Raw genomic sequence first — 16,916 nt, 5'->3', positions numbered from 1 at the left:
GTTCCAACAAATCATCGCATAGAAAATGTTGGAACGTGGGGAGAAGTAGGGGTGCTAGTGGGCCCGGCGGCCCCAGGCGGCCAGCAGCCGTGTCTGCTCGTCGGCGTCGCCCGGCACCGGCACGTGCCCGCCGATCACCCCGGAGCTGCGGTAACCCTCCTCGCTGTCGGCGAACCACGAGGCGCAGAGCGAGACGAGTTCCGGGTCGAGCCGGTCGGCGACGCCGATCGCGTTCGACAGGTCCCAGGTGTGGATGAGGGCGTCGGCGAACAGCTCGGTGACGTACTCACGTCCCGAGACGTCGCCGAACGACAGGTGCACGGTCCGGTCGAGCACGCCTTCGGCGGCGGCGGCCGTGATCGCGGCGTGGGCGGCGAAGTCGAACGCCTTGATGGCGTCGTCGCCGAGGAGGTCGCCGTCGAACACGTCGCCCACTTCGGCCATGCTGCGGCCGGCGAGCAGTTCGGGCGCCCAGAGCGTCTCGTAGACCAGATGGTTCACCAGGGCGTGGACGTCCCAGTCGACACACGGCGTCCGCAGGTCCCACTGGCCGGGCTTGATGAGGTGGACGCGCGTACCGAAGGCGTCCAGGGCCCGGCGGTAGGCGTCTGCGATTCCGATCGTCACAATTCGACGTTAACCCGAACACGAGCCCGCGTCATGGGGCTCCGGACGGAAGTGACAATTTAGGGCATTCCTGGCACTGGCCCTTGCTCCCCGCTGCCCGGGGTGAGCCGGGAAGTGCGCCGCCTAACGTCGGAGCGGGCAAAAACCGTGCCAGCGCCTCACCCGCGTCCCCTTCGGCGTTTTCGCAAGCCTCCGCCCCGAATGCACCGCGAATCCCCGTGGACTTCTCAAAAGAGGACCTCGCATCGCCAATACTGCGCCATATGAGGCATTTGTGGCGGTTTATGTGGTTATGGTGGCTATTGCTAGTCGACGAGGAAGGAGCTGGTCGCGTTGACCACCGCATCCACGACACCCACTTCGGGCGGACGACTGCCGCACCCCTCCAACTGGCTGCGCTTCGCCGGGATCCTCGGCATCGTGGTAGGGCTGCTCAACATCGTCGGCGGGTTCGCCGCGATCTTGAGGAGTCACTACCTCGTGGTCGGATCATCCGGCGTGCTGATCTTCAACCTCACCGCATGGGGCATCATCTGGCTGGTGGCCGGGGTCCTCATGGTCATCGCGGGCGTCGGCATCCTGCAGGGGGCGATGTGGGCCCGCATGCTGGGCATCGTCCTGGCGGCACTGGTGATCCTGGGCCAGTTCGCCTACGCGGGGGCGTTCCCGATCTGGTCGCTCATCGTGGTCGCACTGGCCGTGGTCGTCATCTACGGCCTGGTCGTGCCGCCGCGGGGGAGCATCGCCTAGGGGACCGGTCGCCTAGGGGAGCCGCTGCTCCACCCAGACGATCTTCCCGAGAGGGGTCGGGCGCGTGCCCCACCGGTAGGTGAGGCGCTTGATGAGCTGCAGCCCGCGCCCGGTGTCGTCCTCCGAAGTCGGAGAGCGCAGCGCCGGGACGGTGGGCGAGCCGTCGGCGACCTCGCAGACCAGGGTTCTGCCCCGGCCCCTCAGCAACCTCAGCTCGATCGGCGGCCAGCCGTGCTTGAGCGCGTTGGTCACCAGCTCGCTGACCACCAGCTCGGTGATGTCGCAGACGGACCCGAGCCCCCACTCGGCCAGTGTCGCCCGGACGAACCGGCGCGCGTGGCTGACGAAGCGGGGATCGGCCGGCAGCGAGCAGGAGGCGATCTCGTCGGGCGCGAGTTCATGGACCCGGGCAAGCAGCAGCGCGATGTCGTCGCGCTCGTGCCCGGGTCGCTGACTGTTGATCGTCACGTCGCACATCTCTTCCAGATCCTCGCTCGGCCCCGACAGCAGCCGGCGCAGCGCCATGATCCCCAGATCGATGTCCCGGTCCCTGCTCTCCACCAGGCCGTCGGTGTAGAAGGCGAGCACCCCGCCCGGCGGCAGCACCATCTCCACCGTCTCCAGCGGCTCGCTCCCGATCCCCAGCGGCAGCCCCGAGGGCAGCTCGATGATCTCGCTGCTCCCGTCGGGGTGGATCAGCACCGGCGGCACGTGCCCCGCCCGCGCCAGCGCGCAGGTCCGGGTGACCGGGTCGTAGGTCGCGTAGACGGCCGTGGCGATCTGGGTCGGGTCGAGGTCCTGGCTCATCCGGTTGAGCCGGAACAGCACCTCGTCGGGGGGCAGGTCGAGGGAGGCCAGCGTCCGCGCGGCCGTCCTGAGCTGCCCCATCGTGGCCGCGGCGCGGGTCCCGTGGCCCATGACGTCGCCCACGACGAGCGCCGCCCGGCACCCCGGCAGCGGTATGACGTCGAACCAGTCGCCACCGACCCCCATGAGGTCGCTCGCCGGAAGGTAGCGGGAGGCGATCTCCATGCCGAGCGGCGTGTGGAGGTCGGCCGGCAGCAGGCTGCTCTGGAGAGTGAGGGCGGTGCGCCGCTCCCGGGCGTACAGGCGCGCGTTGTCGATGCAGACGGCGGTCCGCGCGGCCAGCTCCTCGGCGACCGCGACGTCCTGCTCCTCGAACGCGGGCCCGCCGGGGTTGCGGGTGAACACCGCGCACCCCAGCACCCGTCCGCGAGCCCGCAGCGGCACGGCGATGAACGACCCGCCCAGGAGCAGCTTGGCCAGCACGTCCCGGTCGAGGGCGGCCCCGATGAGCTCGGCGGTGTGCTCGTCGAGCTCCGGATACATGATCGGATACCCGGTCGACATGCACTGCGCCTGCGGCAGCTGCGCGGAGTAGACCGTCACCTCGTTGATCGGGAACGCCCGCACCCACTCGTCCGGCTCGGCCTCCGCGACCCCCATCGCGATCCGCCGCACCAGCGCCGTCCCGTCGACCGGCCGCGACGGGAACTCGCCGTCGATGACCAGCCGATCCTGCACCATGATCGCCGAGGTGTCGGCGAACCGGGGCACGGCGATGTCCATGAGCTCCCGGCCCGTCTCACCGAGGTCCAGGGTCGTCCCGATGCGCCGGCTGGCCTCGTTGAGGTAGGCCAGCCGCTCCTGAGCCGAGGCCGCCGAGGCCTGCCGCCACTCAAGCCGGTCACCCGGCGCCGGCGTCTTGATCACGCTGTTCCGGTTCATCAGTTCCGCATCGTAGGGAGGACAACCGAGGCATTTCATGCCTTTTCCCAGACTGTACGGCGCTTTACCCGGTGGATCGCAGAGTCAAGGCCACATCGATCGTCCGGGGGCTGGTAAGCGCCTAGGTCATCTGCGCGGAAAGGCAGTGTTCGTCGGTGTTCACGACCCAATGACCGGTATCACGCGAGAAGGAAGGCGACGGGAATTATTACCTTTTGTCAGCAGGCCCGCCGGGCCCCGCGCGGCCATGGACACGCCGAGGCAGATGTGTGTCGGGGTGACAGGATTTGAACCTGCGGCCCCCTGCTCCCAAAGCAGGTGCGCTACCAAGCTGCGCCACACCCCGTTGCCGCCTGGCGCCGACGCCCCGAGATCTCCGGTACGCTTACGCACTGACGGCCGGATGAAGTCTAGACCAGAAGCCGACCGGCGCGCGCGGACGTAGCTCAATGGTAGAGCCCCAGTCTTCCAAACTGGCTACGCGGGTTCGATTCCCGTCGTCCGCTCCACGTTGAAAGGCCAGGTCACCCGCAGCAGGGGACCTGGCCTTTCGCCTTTCCGAATTAATCTGTCGGTGCCGTGAGCCATAGTCCGTCCTGCCGGGATGATCACCAACAGGGCGAGGACAGGGACATGGCGCGACTGCTGCGAAGGCTCGACGACGAGATCTACGTCGAGTACAACACCTTCGGCCTGGAGGGCACCGACCTGCCGGAGCTGAGCTCGCCCACCGACGAGATGTACCACTTCGTGGCGGGCCTGCGGCTGGAGGCCTGGGACGCCGAGCCCGAGCCCGCCGACGCCTCGTGGACGCCCGTCGACTCGACGACGTTCGTCGCGGAGAGCGGCGTGGTCGCGGTCATCGCGATGATGGACAACATCGGACATGACTTCCTGATCGGGCCACCGCGTTTCGAGTACGGCCTGCACACCTACCTGCGCGAGCCCGAACCGGGTGACGGGCATGGCACGGGCGAGTGCGAGGAGACGTGGCTGCTCCGGTTCTGGCCGATCCGGGACGTCTTCGACCCGATCGCGCACGCGGCGCCCTACTCCTACATCGCGCGTGGAGTGCTCTACTACTCGATCGACCTGGAGCCGGAGCAGCTCGCGCAGCCGCCGGCGCGGCGGGAGGTGCCGGTGCCCGTCTCGGCGGCGGCCGACTGGGCGTCGCTGCGCCCGGACCCCGACCTGGACACCTTCGACGGCTGGCTGCGCAGGTTACGCCGCCAGGCCGAGGACAGGGGAGTCACCGTGCACGAGTCGCTGCGCCAGGCGGGGCTCGACATCGCCGACGGCGCGGACCTCACCCTGGCCTCCTGCACCCCGCCGGGGGCGCGTGCGGGCCGGTTCAAGGACCCGCTGATCGACCGCTACCACGCCGAGCAGGAGCGGTGGGGTTCCTCGTCCCGGCAGGACCTCGGCGAGGATCGGCTGCGCGAGCGCGCCGACGCCGAGCGCATCGCCAAGGAGCTGTGCCGCGGCGGCACCCGGACGTTCTCCGTGCCCGTCGAAGGCCGCGACGCCATGAACGTCCCACCGGGTGGCAGCCGCCGCGTCTGGCGGTGGGAGGACGACATGCTCGGCGGCGAACTCATGGACGACGGGCTGACCGTCGATCGGCGGATCCTCGCCAGGAACCCGTGGAGCAGGCAGATCCTCGTCTCGGGGATCGTGACGATCCTGCGCCACGATCACGACAGGCGCGGCTGCGGCGACACCGTCTGGTATATCGCCCGCGACGCCGAGCCCCACGAGGCGGCCAGGGTCCTGTGCGCTGAGGCCACCTGGGAGGAGGACCCGGAACGGCGCCGGGCGCTGGACGAGCTGGCCAGGGAGAAGCTGATCGACCTGCGCGCCACCTACCGGAGCCGGGAGGGCCTGGGCGAGGTTCAGTGATCGGTCTCCCGGTCGATCCAGCCGAGATAGTCGGCCGTCCCTATGGCGACGGGCACCGCGATGATCTCCGGTACGTCATAGGAGTGCACCTCCCGCACGCACCCCGCCAGGTCCCCGAACCGGGCCGCGGTCGTCTTGAACAGCACCAGCCATTCCTGCGAGCGCGTCACCTTGCCGTCCCACCAATAGACAGAGGTGATCGGACCGACGATCTGGGCGCAGGCGGCGAACCGGCGGCCGACCACGGCGTCGGCGAGGCGGTCGGCCTCGTCGGGGGATCCGGCCGTGACGCGAACCTCAATATGGTCAGGCATGCCTGCACGCTAACCCGGGAGACCCATGGACCTCTATGTCATCGTCTGCGCCGCCGGGCCGGTGCGGGACCTGCCCGATCTGATCGCCGAAGCCCGGTCGCGGTCGTGGACGGTGCAGATCGTCGCCACTCCCCAGGCGGCCGGTTTCATCGACGCGGCGGACCTGGAGCGGCGTACCGGCAACAAGGTGCGCGTCCACTACCGCCACCCGAGCGAGCCCAAGCCGCCCCGGGCGACCGCGATCGTGGTCTATCCGGCCACGTTCAACACCGTGAACAAGTTCGCGCTGGGCATCACCGACACCTATGCCCTGGGGCTGCTGGCGGAGGCTCCCGGGCTCGGCATCCCGGTGACGCTGGTGCCCTTCGTGAACGACGCCCTGGCCACCCGGACCCCCTACAAGGCGGCGGTGGCGGCGCTGAAGGAGGAAGGCGTGCGGTTCGCGGGTTCCTGGCAGGAGGCGCTGGCGTCATTTTGTCAGTCGGGGCCGACAGACTGAGGCGCATGACCATCGCACTCGTAGCTGGAGCGACCCGCGGCGCGGGGAGAGGCATCGCCGCCGGACTGGGCGCGATCGGGGCCACCGTCTACGTCACCGGGCGCACCACCCGAAGCGAGCAGTCGGAATACCGGCGGCCCGAGACCATCGAGGAGACCGCCGACCTCGTCACCCGGGCCGGCGGGCTCGGCATCCCCGTCCAGGTCGACCACCTCGAAAGAGACCAGGTCAGCGAGCTCGTCGCGCGGATCGACAGGGAGCAGGGGCGGCTCGACGTCCTGGTGAACAACATCTGGGGCGGCGAGAACCTGTTCAGCTGGGACAAGCCGCTGTGGGAACACGACCTCGACGACGGCATGCGCATGCTGCGCCTGGCGATCGACACCCACATCATCACCAGCCACTTCGCGCTGCCGCTGCTGCTGAGGAACGAGGGCGGCCTGGTCGTGGAGATGACCGACGGCACGGCCGACTACAACGCCGTCAACTACCGCGTCTCCTTCTTCTACGACCTGGTGAAGTCCTCGGTGCTCCGCATGGCGTTCGCCCAGTCCAAGGAGCTGGGGCCGCGGGGCGCCACCGCGGTGGCCCTGACCCCGGGCTGGCTGCGGTCGGAGCTGATGCTGGAGCACTACGGCGTCACCGAGGAGACCTGGCGCGAGGCGATCACTTCGGAGCCCCACTTCGCGATCTCCGAGTCGCCCGCCTACGTGGGCCGGGCCGTCGCGGCGCTCGTCCAGGACCCCAGTCGGGCCAGGTGGAACGGGCAGTCGCTCTCCAGCGGCGGCCTCGCCCAGGTCTACGGCTTCACCGACGTCGACGGCAGCCGCCCCGACGCCTGGCGCTACCTGGTCGAGGTCCAGGACCCCGGGAAACCGGCCGACACCACGGGCTACCGGTGAGAGACCGCCAGTTGACGGCGATCGCCGAGATCGCGGGAATGGGGTTCGACGTCCGGCTGCGCGGCGGCTGGGCGATGGACTTCACGCTCGGAGAGGTGACCCGCGACCATACCGATGTCGACTGGTTCGCCTGGGCCGGCGACGCCGACCGCCTGGAGGGGGCCCTCGTCGAGCGCCGCTTCGCCCCGCAGCCGGGGCCGCCCCGCGACCAGCAGCGCGACCTGGTCAGAGACGGGGTCGAGGTCAGCTTCGCCCTGCTCGGGCCCGGCCTGACCGTGGCCGGCGGGCCTTATCAAGGTGAGCCCTGGCCCGCTGACCTGCTCGACGCCCCCATGGGCCGTCTGGGTGAGCTGACCTGCCCGGTCATCGGTGTTGCCGCGCAGATCGAGATCAAGGAAATGATGCCCGTCTGGGTGCCGGGCCTGCCTCGTAGGGAGAAGGACATGACCGACCTCGCGCGTCTGCGGATGCACGTTCGCCTGAGAGAAGTCAGAGATTCCGATCTTGAGACCTTCCACGCCCAGGAACAGGATCCCGAGGCCGCCCGGCGCAGCCGGTTCCCGTCCCGCGAGCGTGAGAGGTTCATGACCCACTGGCGCGAGCGGATCCTCTCCGACGAGACCTGCCGCGTCCGGACCGTCGAGGTCGGCGGCCGGATCGCCGGCAACGTCATCGCCTGGTGGGAGGGCGACCAGCGCTACCTGGGCTACTGGCTCGGCCGCGAGTTCTGGGGGATGGGCGTCGGCACCCGCGCCCTGACCCTGTTCCTGGAAGAGGAGCAGGTGCGTCCCCTCCACGCCGACCCCCACGAGGGGAACACCGGCTCCGTCCGTCTTCTGGAGAAACTCGGCTTCACCAGGAAGAGCGTCAACGCCGAGGGGTTCGTCCTCCACGTGCTGAGCTGAAACTTTCGGGCAGCGGGCCGGCCCGGCTCCGGCGCGGATCGGTCCGCTGTCCGGAAATCCACCACGGAGTGCATCTGACGTCGGGACGCGGGGCGGACGCGGCCGGTCGGCGCCGGGAACGGGGGGATCCGGAGGCGGCGGTCGGGGCCGGGGCAGGCGGAGCCGTGACGGAGAAAAAACGGACCTAGCGGTCGGCGCGGAACATCGCCCAGACGGCCTTGCCGCCTTCGTCCAGCGGGTCCCAGCCCCACGCCTGGCTGTAGGTCTCCACTATGTAGAGGCCTCGCCCGTTCTCCGAGATGAAGTCGGGCTCCTTGGGGGTGGGCACCTCGTTGCTGGGGTCGGCCACGGCGAGGAGCACGTGGGGCGTCAGCCGGACCAGCATGAGGGTGATGGGGTGGTCGTTCAAAGCCGAAGACGGATACAGAGCGTAACGAACCGCGTTGGTCACCAGCTCCGAAACGACCAGGGTCGCGTCCTCGGTGAGTTCCGAAAGTCCCCAACCCTGCAACGTCGATCGCGTAACATCGCGTGCGGTCTTGACCGAATCCGCCAGGGGCCGTAACGGACAGGTGGTGGCGTCGGACTCGGGGGCGGTGCGCACGAGGCGCTGCACGCCGACATCGCGGGAGGATATGGGATTATCCAACATCCTGCCCGCACCTCCCGATCGCCAGATTTGAGAACTAGTGCACCTTTGGCCCAATATGCACTAGGCCATCATGGGTCAACGACCCGCCCCCTGCAAGACCCAAATGCACGTGCAGGCGCCTTGTGCACTTGCCCAAAACGTTGAGCGATTGTGAAATGGACGGGGGGTTCAAGCCTTGTCTTCCTGGCCGGAAGTGGTGACACTGTGTGGGCTGGGGGTGTCGGCTCGACCTTCTCCGGCGAGTCGAGCAGAGAGGGAGGCGCCGTGACACGTACCCAGCCGGGACAAGGTCCCACGGCGCTGCGGATCCTCCTCGGAACCCAGTTGCGCAGGCTGCGGGAGAACCGCGGCATCACGCGCTTCGAGGCCGGACACCTCATCCGGGGCTCCGAGTCGAAGATCAGCCGCATGGAGCTGGGCCGCGTCAGCTTCCGCGAGCGCGACGTCGAAGACCTCCTCACCATGTACGGAGTCGACGACGACGCCGCCCGCAAGCCCATCCTCGAACTGGTCAAGCAGGCCAACGAGCCCGGCTGGTGGCACCGCTTCAGCGACGTGCTGCCCGGCTGGTTCCAGGCGTTCGTCGGCCTGGAGGAGGCGGCGGCCCGCATCCGGACCTATGAGGTCCAGTTCGTCCCCGGCCTGCTCCAGACCAAGGAATACGCACGCGCGGTCATCACGGCCGGCGCGGTCGGCTCGGCGCCCGAGGAGATCGCCCGGCGTGTCGACCTGCGGCTCGAACGCCAGCGCCAGGTCCTGGAGAACCACCGGCCGCCCACCTTCTGGGCGGTCATCGACGAGGCGGCGCTGCGCCGTCCCATCGGCGGCGTCGACGTCATGCGCGGTCAGATCCAGCACCTGATCGAGCTGATGGACCAGACGAATGTCACGATCCAGGTGATGCCCTTCCACTTCGGCGGACACGCCGCCGAGGGAGGGGCGTTCAGCATCCTGCGCTTCCCCGAAGCGGAGCTCCCCGACATCGTCTACGTTGAACAGCTCGGCAGCGCGCTCTATCTCGACAAACGCGACGAGGTCGACAAGTACAGCGAGGTGATGGAGCGGCTGTGCGCCGTCTCCACCACGCCGACCGAGACCGTCGACATTCTCAGAAAGATCTCGCGCGAGCTCTGAGGCGTCACTGGCGGGGGCCGCTCTGCTCTATGCTGAAGTTTGGCGCTGGACACCCCGCCGCAGTGGAGCATGCCCATGTGCCCTCTTCGTGGGCGCGGTGCGCGTAACGTGCCGCGGTAGCTGTGCATGACGCGCCCGCGATCACCAGATGCTGTTATTTAGGAGACCACCCCGTGAAGACCGCTGTCGAGGAGCTCAGCCCCACTCGGGTGAAGCTCACCGTCGAGGTGCCGTTCGAGGAGCTCGAGCCGAGCCTGAAGGCCGCCTACAAGAAGGTCGCGCAGCAGGTGCGCGTCCCCGGCTTCCGCCCCGGTAAGGTTCCGGCCCGGATCATCGAGCAGCGCTTCGGCCGCGCGGTCGTGCTCGAGGAGACGCTCAACGACGCGCTGCCCGGCCTCTACGGCCGCGCCGTCGACGAAGTCGATCTCTTCCCCGTGAGCCAGCCGGAGATCGAGGTCACCCGGATCGACGACGGCCAGCAGGTCGAGTTCACCGCCGAGGTCGACGTCCGTCCCACCTTCGACCTGCCCGCCTACGAGGGCACCGAGGTCACCGTCGAGCCCGCGACCGTCGCCGACGCCGACGTCGACACCCAGCTCGACGCGCTGCGCCAGCGCTTCGCGACGCTGGCCGGCGTCGACCGCGCGGCCACCAAGGGCGACTACGTCGTGATGGACCTGCGCGCCGAGATCGACGGCCGCAACCTCGACGAGCAGCAGGCCGCCGACGTCTCCTACGAGGTCGGCGCCGGTTCGGTCCTCGAGGGCCTCGACGCCGCTCTCGAAGGCCTGGCGGCCGACGAGGAGAAGACCTTCCGCACCACGCTCGTCGGCGGTGAGAACGCCGGCGAGGAGGCCGACGTGATCATCAACGTCAAGTCGGTCAAGGAGAAGGTCCTCCCCGAGCTCGACGACGAGTTCGCCCAGCTCGCGAGCGAGTTCGACACGCTCGAGGAGCTGAAGAACAGCATCCGCGAGCAGGTCCGCCGCAACAAGCTGATCGAGCAGGTCGTGCAGGCCCGTGAGAAGGCCGTCGACGCCCTGATCGGCTCGCTCGACATCCCGCTGCCCGAGAGCGCCCTCAAGTCCGAGGTCGACGCGCGCAAGCACAACCTCGAGCACCAGATCGCCGAGAGCGGCCTGAGCCGCGAGGCCTACTTCCGTCTCTACCAGACGACGGAGGAGGAGCGCTTCGCCGAGTTCGACGCCAACTCCGCCCGCGCGCTGAAGATGGGCTTCGTCCTCGACAAGATCGTCAAGGCCGAGGACATCGGCGTGGCCGAGGAGGAGCTGACCCAGTTCGTCGTCCGCCGGGCCGCCCAGATGGGCGTCGCGCCCAACACGCTGGCCCAGCACCTCGCCGACAACGACCAGCTGACCCTCGCGATGATGGAGATCGTCCGCGAGAAGGCCAAGTCGGTCGTGGGCGACGCCGCCAAGGTCGTCGACACCGAGGGCAACGAGGTCGACCTCAAGGCCATCTACGCCGAGCTCAACCCCGAGCAGGCCGCTGAGGGGCTCGAGCAGTCCCCGGCCGGCGCCGCCGCCGAGTAGGGCTCACCGCCGTTCGACAGGCCCCCGGTTTCCACCGGGGGCCTGTTGGCATTTGTTCGGTACGTCATGCACAGGGCGAAAGCCGTACAAACAGGGCGTGGGGGAGCATGCGCCGTCAGCGAACACCCGGGTGAGGGGGCATGACCTATCGGTGGCGCGCGTTAGGGTCGAGCAAAGCCAATCGATAACGACGCATCGGAAGGTGACGCTGTGACCAGCCCGCCGACCTTCTTCCAGCCCATCGGCTTCGAGCCCGAGTCGCGTGGCAGAGAGAACGGCCCCGCCCGGCTTGAAGACCAGCTCTACCAGCGTCTGCTGCGTGAGCGAATCGTGGTGCTCGGCACTCAGGTCAATGACGAGGTCGCCAACCGGCTCTGCGCCGAGCTCCTGCTGCTCGCCGCCGACGATCCCAACCGGGACATCTGGATGTACATCAACTCTCCCGGCGGTTCCGTGACGGCCGGCATGGCGATTTACGACATGATGGAGTATGTGCCGAACGACGTCTGCACGGTGGCGATGGGCCTGGCCGCTTCCATGGGCCAGTTCCTGCTCTGCGCCGGCGCTCCCGGTAAGCGGTACGCCCTGCCCCACGCCCGGATCATGATGCACCAGCCCTCGGGCGGCATCGGCGGCACCGCCGCCGACATCGCGATCCAGGCCGAGCAGATGCTCTACGTCAAGAAGACCTTGGCCGAGCGCATCGCCCACCACACCGGGCAGCCGCTCGACCAGATCGAGCGCGACTCCGACCGCGACCGCTGGTTCACGGCCGACGAGGCCAAGGACTACGGCTTCATCGACCAAGTCGTGCGCAGCGCGCGGCAGGTGCCCTCCGAGGGCGCCGTTTCATGACGGGAGCGTCCATGAGTGACCTGATCCGGCCGGGTGACATCAACGGCCGCTACATCATCCCTTCGTTCGTCGAGCGCACGACTTACGGCGTGAAGGAGATGAACCCGTACAACAAGCTGTTCGAGGACCGCATCATCTTCCTCGGCGTGCAGATCGACGACGCGTCGGCGAACGACGTGATGGCGCAGCTCCTGACGCTCGAGTCGCTCGACCCCGACCGTGACATCAGCATCTACATCAACTCGCCCGGCGGCTCCTTCACGGCCATGACGGCGATCTACGACACGATGCAGTTCGTCCGGCCGGAGATCCAGACGGTGTGCCTGGGCCAGGCGGCCTCGGCCGCGGCGGTGCTCCTGTCGGGCGGCACGCCCGGCAAGCGCTTCGCCCTGCCGAACGCCCGGGTCCTGATCCACCAGCCCTCCACCGAGGGCGGCGGCCAGGGATCCGACATCGAGATCCAGGCCCGCGAGATCCTGCGCATGCGGGATCTGCTGGAGACGATCGTGGCCAAGCACACCGGCAAGGACCCGGCCGAGGTCCGTCGTGACATCGAGCGCGACAAGATCCTCAGCGCCGAAGAGGCCAAGGCGTACGGAATCGTCGACGACATCATTCCGTCCCGCAAGCGGCAGACGGCTGCCGTCGCCTCGTAGGAGATCGAAGGTCGCAAGTGCACCGGAACGGTGCCCAATTGGGCACCTTCCGGTGCGACTCACCGCTAGGGGGCTCACTGAGGGCCCGGAAGACGGTAACGTCGAAACCTGAGCGGGATGACGTTTTCGCACCGAAGTGACCGGCGCGAATGACCGGACCGCGTCAGCATGGTGGTCCCACGCAAAGGAGATTCTGGGGTGGCACGCATCGGCGACGGGGGAGACCTGCTCAAATGCTCGTTCTGTGGCAAGAGCCAGAAGCAGGTCAAGAAGCTCATCGCTGGGCCAGGTGTCTACATCTGCGATGAGTGCATCGAGCTCTGCAACGAGATCATCGAAGAGGAGCTGTCCGAGTCCTCCGAGCTGAAGTGGGACAACCTCCCCAAGCCCCGAGAGATCTACGAATTCCTCGACGCCTACGTCATCGGCCAGGACAAGGCCAAGAAGGCGCTCTCCGTCGCGGTCTACAACCACTACAAGCGCGTGCAGTCGGGCGAGCGCGGCCGCGACGACGGGCTGGAGCTCTCCAAGAGCAACATCCTGCTCCTCGGCCCCACCGGCTCCGGCAAGACGCTGCTGGCCCAGACGCTGGCCAAGATGCTCAACGTGCCGTTCGCCATCGCCGACGCCACCGCCCTCACCGAGGCCGGCTACGTGGGCGAAGACGTCGAGAACATCCTGCTGAAGCTGATCCAGGCCGCCGACTACGACGTCAAGAAGGCCGAGACCGGCATCATCTACATCGACGAGGTCGACAAGATCGCCCGCAAGAGCGAGAACCCGTCGATCACCCGCGACGTCTCGGGCGAGGGCGTGCAGCAGGCGCTGCTGAAGATACTGGAGGGCACCACCGCATCGGTGCCTCCGCAGGGCGGCCGCAAGCATCCCCACCAGGAGTTCATCCAGATCGACACCACCAACGTGCTGTTCATCTGCGGTGGCGCCTTCGCCGGCCTCGAGAAGATCATCGAGTCCCGGGTCGGCAAGAAGGGCATCGGCTTCAACGCCATCATCCGGTCGAAGGAAGAGGTCGACTCGGTCGACATCTTCGGCGACGTGATGCCCGAGGACCTGCTGAAGTTCGGGATGATCCCCGAGTTCGTGGGCCGTCTGCCGGTCATCACCAGCGTCCACAACCTCGACCGCGCGGCGCTGATCCAGATCCTCACCGAGCCCCGCAACGCCCTGGTCAAGCAGTACCGGCGGCTGTTCGAGCTCGACAACGTGGAGCTGGAGTTCTCCGACGACGCGCTCGAGGCCATCGCCGACCAGGCGATCCTGCGTGGCACCGGCGCCCGTGGCCTGCGCGCGATCCTCGAGGAGGTCCTCCTCTCGGTGATGTACGAAGTGCCCTCGCGACAGGATGTCGCCCGGGTCGTGATCACCCGTGAGGCCGTCCTCGAACACGTCAACCCGACGCTGATCCCGCGCGACCAGCTCAAGCAGCAGCGCACCCCGCGAGAGAAGTCCGCATAACACATATTGGGCCGGGGTGCTCGTCCGGAGCTTCTAGACTTGGCTTTCGTGACGACGCCTGAACTGCCGACCCAGTATGCCCCTGCCGACGTCGAGGCCCCCAGCTACGAGCGCTGGGTAGCGGCCGGTCACTTCGGAGCGAGCGCGGTAGACGGGCGAGAGCCGTACAGCATCGTCCTCCCGCCGCCGAATGTGACCGGCTCGCTCCATGTCGGCCACGCCCTCGACCACTCGATCCAAGACGCGCTGACCCGTCGGGCCCGCATGCAGGACAAGGCCGCACTGTGGCTGCCCGGCATGGACCACGCGGGAATCGCGACCCAGAACGTCGTCGAGCGCGAGCTGGCCAAAGAGGGCCTCTCGCGCCACGACCTCGGCCGCGAGGCCTTCGTCGACCGGGTCTGGCAGTGGAAAGAGGAGTCGGGCGGCCGGATCCTCGGCCAGATGACCAAGCTCGGCGACGGCGTCGACTGGTCCCGCGAGCGCTTCACGATGGACGAGGGCCTGTCGCGGGCCGTCCAGACGATCTTCAAGCGGCTCTTCGACGACGGCCTCATCTACCGGGCCAACCGCATCATCAACTGGTGCCCCCGCTGCCTGACCGCCCTGTCGGACATCGAGGTCGAACACCAGGAGGACGAGGGCGAGCTCGTCTCGATCCGCTACGGCGAGGGCGCCGACGCGATCGTCGTGGCCACCACCCGGGCCGAGACCATGCTCGGCGACACCGCCATCGCGGTCCATCCCTCCGACGAGCGCTACGCCCACCTGGTCGGCCGCGAGGTCGAGCTGCCGCTGACCGGCCGCCGCATCCCGATCGTCGCCGACGACCACGTCGACCCGGCGTTCGGCACCGGCGCGGTCAAGGTCACCCCGGCCCACGACCCCAACGACTTCGAGATCGGCCGCCGCCACGACCTGCCGTCCCTGACGGTGATGGACGAACGCGGCGTGATCACCGCCCCCGGCCCGTTCGAGGGGCTCGACCGGTTCGAGGCGCGCCCCGCGGTCGTCGCGGCGCTGCGCGCCGAAGGCCGGATCGTCGCCGAGAAGCGCCCCTACCTCCACAGCGTCGGCCACTGCTCGCGCTGCAAGACCGTGGTCGAGCCGCGGCTGTCGCTGCAGTGGTTCGTCAACGTCTCGCCGCTGGCCAAGGCCGCCGGCGACGCCGTCCGCGACGGCCGCACCCGCATCCACCCGCCGGAGCTGGCCAAGCGCTACTTCGACTGGGTCGACGACATGCACGACTGGTGCATTTCGCGCCAGCTGTGGTGGGGCCACCGCATCCCGGTCTACTACGGACCCGAGGGCGAGGTCGTCTGCGTCGGCCCCGACGACGAGATCCCCGAGGGCTACACGCAGGACCCCGACGTCCTCGACACCTGGTTCTCCTCGGGCCTGTGGCCGTTCTCGACGCTCGGCTGGCCCGAGCAGACCGACGACCTCAAGAAGTTCTATCCGACCACCGTCCTGGTCACCGGCTACGACATCCTCTTCTTCTGGGTCGCCAGGATGATGATGTTCGGCCTCTACGCGATGGACGGCCAGCCGCCGTTCAAGACCGTCGCCCTCCACGGCATGGTCCGCGACCAATACGGCAAGAAGATGTCGAAGTCGTTCGGCAACGTCATCGATCCCCTTGACTGGATCGAGCGCTACGGCGCCGACGCCACCCGCTTCACCCTCCTGCGCGGCGCCAACCCCGGCTCCGACGTGGCGATCAGTGAAGACTGGGCGGCCGGCTCCCGTAACTTCTGCAACAAGATCTGGAACGCCACTCGGTTCGCCCTCATGAACGGCGCCGTCAGCGACGGCCTGCCCGAGGAGCTGACCGCGGCCGACCGCTGGATCCTGTCGCGCCTCCAGTCGGTGGTGTCGCTGGTCGACACCGCCTTCGACGACTTCGAGTTCGCCAAGATCAGCGACGCGCTCTACCACTTCGCGTGGGACGAGGTCTGCGACTGGTACCTGGAGCTCGCCAAGATCCAGATCGCCGGCGGCGGCCAGGTCGCCGAGAACACCAAGCGCGTCCTCGGCCACGTCTTCGACGCGCTGCTGCGCCTGCTCCATCCGCTGACCCCGTTCGTCACCGAGGAGCTGTGGCGCGCGGTCACCGGCAAGGAGTCGATCGTGGTGGCCCCGTGGCCGGTGAGCGATCCGTCCTATGCCGACCCGGCGGCCGAGTCGGAGATCGAGGCGGTCCAGAACCTGGTCACCGAGGTCCGCCGCTTCCGCTCCGACCAGGGTCTCAAGCCCGGCCAGCGGGTCGCCGCCCGTCTTTCTCTCTCCGGTACGGCCACCGCCGCGCACGAGGACGCCATCCGTTCCCTGTTGCGGCTCAACCCGTCGGGAGACGACTTCACCCCGACCGCCCGGCTCGCCGTGGGCACGGTCGTCGTGGAGATCGACACGGCCGGCACCATCGACGTGGCCGCCGAGCGCAAGCGCCTGGAGAAGGACCTCGCGGTCGCGAGGAAGGAACAGGCACAGGTCACCGGCAAGCTCGGCAACGAGCAGTTCATGTCGAAGGCCCCCGACGACGTGGTCGGGAAGGTCCGCGCGCGGGCCGCCCAGGCGGCCGAGGACATCGCGCGCCTCGAGGCCCAACTCTCTGCGTTGCCCCAGGTTTAGGGATCCATGGCCAGGGCATGATTACCGGGTTGCCGAAACGGGTCGCGACATCGCCGCACAGGTGCTAATGTTCTTGTTACGCCAAGCGGGACGGCGCGGCCCGGACTCGGAAGAGCCGGGGCGATCAGATCCCCGAGGCGGTCCCATCAACTTCCTCCGGGAAACCGGGCGATTTGACATCGCCGGGAACGCGGGTAAGTTGGACGGGTTGTCTTTTAGCAGGAACCGGAAAAAGTGCCAGTTTGACACTAACCGGAACCGCTGAAAAGATAAAGGCACAACAGCAAGAAAAAATAAAAGCTTAAAAGCAAGTC

The 16,916-nt window shown here is 68.1% G+C and carries 15 protein-coding genes and 2 tRNA genes; 12 read left to right on the top strand and 5 right to left on the bottom strand.

Annotated elements, in window-relative coordinates:
* Window positions 1-54: 54 nt before the first annotated feature.
* Window positions 55-627 (bottom strand): TIGR03086 family metal-binding protein, encoded by a 573-nt coding sequence (locus AW270_RS33340; RefSeq protein ID WP_063819429.1) that lies wholly within the window; start codon window positions 625-627, stop codon window positions 55-57.
* A gap of 333 nt (window positions 628-960) precedes the next feature.
* On the opposite strand from AW270_RS33340, the gene AW270_RS33335 reads away from it, so the two are divergent.
* Window positions 961-1,377 (top strand): DUF7144 family membrane protein, encoded by a 417-nt coding sequence (locus AW270_RS33335; protein WP_061300115.1) that lies wholly within the window; start codon window positions 961-963, stop codon window positions 1,375-1,377.
* A gap of 12 nt (window positions 1,378-1,389) precedes the next feature.
* Here AW270_RS33335 and AW270_RS33330 read toward each other — a convergent pair whose 3' ends face one another.
* Both AW270_RS33330 and AW270_RS33325 read right to left on the bottom strand, forming a co-directional pair.
* Window positions 1,390-3,126 (bottom strand): ATP-binding SpoIIE family protein phosphatase, encoded by a 1,737-nt coding sequence (locus AW270_RS33330; RefSeq protein ID WP_061300114.1) that lies wholly within the window; start codon window positions 3,124-3,126, stop codon window positions 1,390-1,392.
* Between the two features lie 272 nt (window positions 3,127-3,398).
* A tRNA-Pro gene (locus AW270_RS33325) sits at window positions 3,399-3,472 on the bottom strand.
* Between the two features lie 89 nt (window positions 3,473-3,561).
* On the opposite strand from AW270_RS33325, the gene AW270_RS33320 reads away from it, so the two are divergent.
* Window positions 3,562-3,635: transfer RNA gene (locus AW270_RS33320), tRNA-Gly, on the top strand.
* Window positions 3,636-3,759: 124 nt separating this feature from the next.
* Window positions 3,760-5,025 (top strand): hypothetical protein, encoded by a 1,266-nt coding sequence (locus tag AW270_RS33315; protein WP_061300113.1) that lies wholly within the window; start codon window positions 3,760-3,762, stop codon window positions 5,023-5,025.
* On the opposite strand, the gene cutA is transcribed toward AW270_RS33315, so the two are convergent.
* Complete coding sequence (gene cutA / locus AW270_RS33310; protein ID WP_061300112.1) at window positions 5,019-5,339, bottom strand: divalent-cation tolerance protein CutA; 321 nt, start codon at window positions 5,337-5,339, stop codon at window positions 5,019-5,021. The genes AW270_RS33315 and cutA overlap by 7 nt on opposite strands.
* A 25-nt stretch (window positions 5,340-5,364) precedes the next feature.
* Between cutA and AW270_RS33305 the strand changes: the two genes are divergently transcribed.
* The 3 genes from AW270_RS33305 to AW270_RS41610 are packed head-to-tail and all read left to right on the top strand — an operon-like array spanning window position 5,365 to window position 7,645.
* Window positions 5,365-5,838, top strand: a complete 474-nt coding sequence (locus AW270_RS33305) for a flavoprotein (RefSeq protein ID WP_061300111.1) — start codon at window positions 5,365-5,367, stop codon at window positions 5,836-5,838.
* Between the two features lie 5 nt (window positions 5,839-5,843).
* Window positions 5,844-6,740, top strand: a complete 897-nt coding sequence (locus AW270_RS33300; RefSeq protein ID WP_061300110.1) for an SDR family oxidoreductase — start codon at window positions 5,844-5,846, stop codon at window positions 6,738-6,740.
* Window positions 6,737-7,645, top strand: a complete 909-nt coding sequence (locus AW270_RS41610) for a GNAT family N-acetyltransferase (RefSeq protein ID WP_245674987.1) — start codon at window positions 6,737-6,739, stop codon at window positions 7,643-7,645. The genes AW270_RS33300 and AW270_RS41610 overlap by 4 nt, the downstream gene beginning before the upstream one ends.
* 184 nt (window positions 7,646-7,829) lie before the next feature.
* Here the strand turns inward: AW270_RS41610 and AW270_RS33290 are convergent, their stop codons facing one another.
* Window positions 7,830-8,297: an ATP-binding protein gene (locus AW270_RS33290; RefSeq protein WP_061300109.1), complete on the bottom strand. Its 468-nt coding sequence runs from the start codon at window positions 8,295-8,297 to the stop codon at window positions 7,830-7,832.
* Window positions 8,298-8,561: 264 nt separating this feature from the next.
* Here AW270_RS33290 and AW270_RS33285 point away from each other — a divergent pair, with 264 nt between their 5' ends.
* The 6 genes from AW270_RS33285 to AW270_RS33260 all read left to right on the top strand — a co-directional run bounded on the left by AW270_RS33285 (window position 8,562) and on the right by AW270_RS33260 (window position 16,602).
* The gene (locus AW270_RS33285; protein ID WP_082802030.1) at window positions 8,562-9,431 is read left to right on the top strand and encodes a Sco1979 family transcriptional regulator; all 870 of its coding nucleotides are present in this window, start codon (window positions 8,562-8,564) and stop codon (window positions 9,429-9,431) included.
* Window positions 9,432-9,604: 173 nt separating this feature from the next.
* Entirely contained in the window at window positions 9,605-10,984 is a 1,380-nt protein-coding gene (tig, locus tag AW270_RS33280; RefSeq protein WP_061300108.1) for a trigger factor, read from the top strand.
* Window positions 10,985-11,194: 210 nt separating this feature from the next.
* On the top strand, window positions 11,195-11,839 hold the full coding sequence (locus AW270_RS33275) for a ClpP family protease (protein ID WP_030456813.1): 645 nt from the start codon (window positions 11,195-11,197) through the stop codon (window positions 11,837-11,839).
* An 11-nt stretch (window positions 11,840-11,850) separates the two neighbouring features.
* Window positions 11,851-12,495 (top strand): ATP-dependent Clp protease proteolytic subunit, encoded by a 645-nt coding sequence (locus tag AW270_RS33270; protein WP_061300107.1) that lies wholly within the window; start codon window positions 11,851-11,853, stop codon window positions 12,493-12,495.
* 198 nt (window positions 12,496-12,693) lie between these two features.
* Window positions 12,694-13,971, top strand: coding sequence for an ATP-dependent Clp protease ATP-binding subunit ClpX (gene clpX / locus AW270_RS33265; RefSeq protein ID WP_061300106.1), 1,278 nt, complete (start codon window positions 12,694-12,696; stop codon window positions 13,969-13,971).
* A 48-nt stretch (window positions 13,972-14,019) separates the two neighbouring features.
* Window positions 14,020-16,602 carry a valine--tRNA ligase gene (locus tag AW270_RS33260; RefSeq protein WP_439649099.1) on the top strand — a complete coding sequence of 861 codons (2,583 nt, stop codon included), beginning with the start codon at window positions 14,020-14,022 and terminating at the stop codon, window positions 16,600-16,602.
* Window positions 16,603-16,916 lie beyond the last annotated feature (314 nt).

The organism is Herbidospora cretacea (genome assembly GCF_001570605.1).
GTDB classification, from domain to species: Bacteria; Actinomycetota; Actinomycetes; order Streptosporangiales; family Streptosporangiaceae; genus Herbidospora; species Herbidospora cretacea.
The sequence above is the reverse complement of the archived record's forward strand: the minus strand, read 5'-3'. Positions and strand labels throughout refer to the sequence as shown.

Bases quoted from the DNA above. Each gene is read 5' to 3' on its own strand.
- AW270_RS33290 (WP_061300109.1), bottom strand. From the start codon at position 8,297: ATGTTGGATAATCCCATATCCTCCCGCGATGTCGGCGTGCAGCGCCTC.
- AW270_RS33315 (WP_061300113.1), top strand. From the start codon at position 3,760: ATGGCGCGACTGCTGCGAAGGCTCGACGACGAGATCTACGTCGAGTAC.
- cutA (WP_061300112.1), bottom strand. From the start codon at position 5,339: ATGCCTGACCATATTGAGGTTCGCGTCACGGCCGGATCCCCCGACGAG.
- AW270_RS33330 (WP_061300114.1), bottom strand. From the start codon at position 3,126: ATGAACCGGAACAGCGTGATCAAGACGCCGGCGCCGGGTGACCGGCTT.
- AW270_RS33270 (WP_061300107.1), top strand. From the start codon at position 11,851: ATGAGTGACCTGATCCGGCCGGGTGACATCAACGGCCGCTACATCATC.
- AW270_RS33300 (WP_061300110.1), top strand. From the start codon at position 5,844: ATGACCATCGCACTCGTAGCTGGAGCGACCCGCGGCGCGGGGAGAGGC.
- AW270_RS33305 (WP_061300111.1), top strand. From the start codon at position 5,365: ATGGACCTCTATGTCATCGTCTGCGCCGCCGGGCCGGTGCGGGACCTG.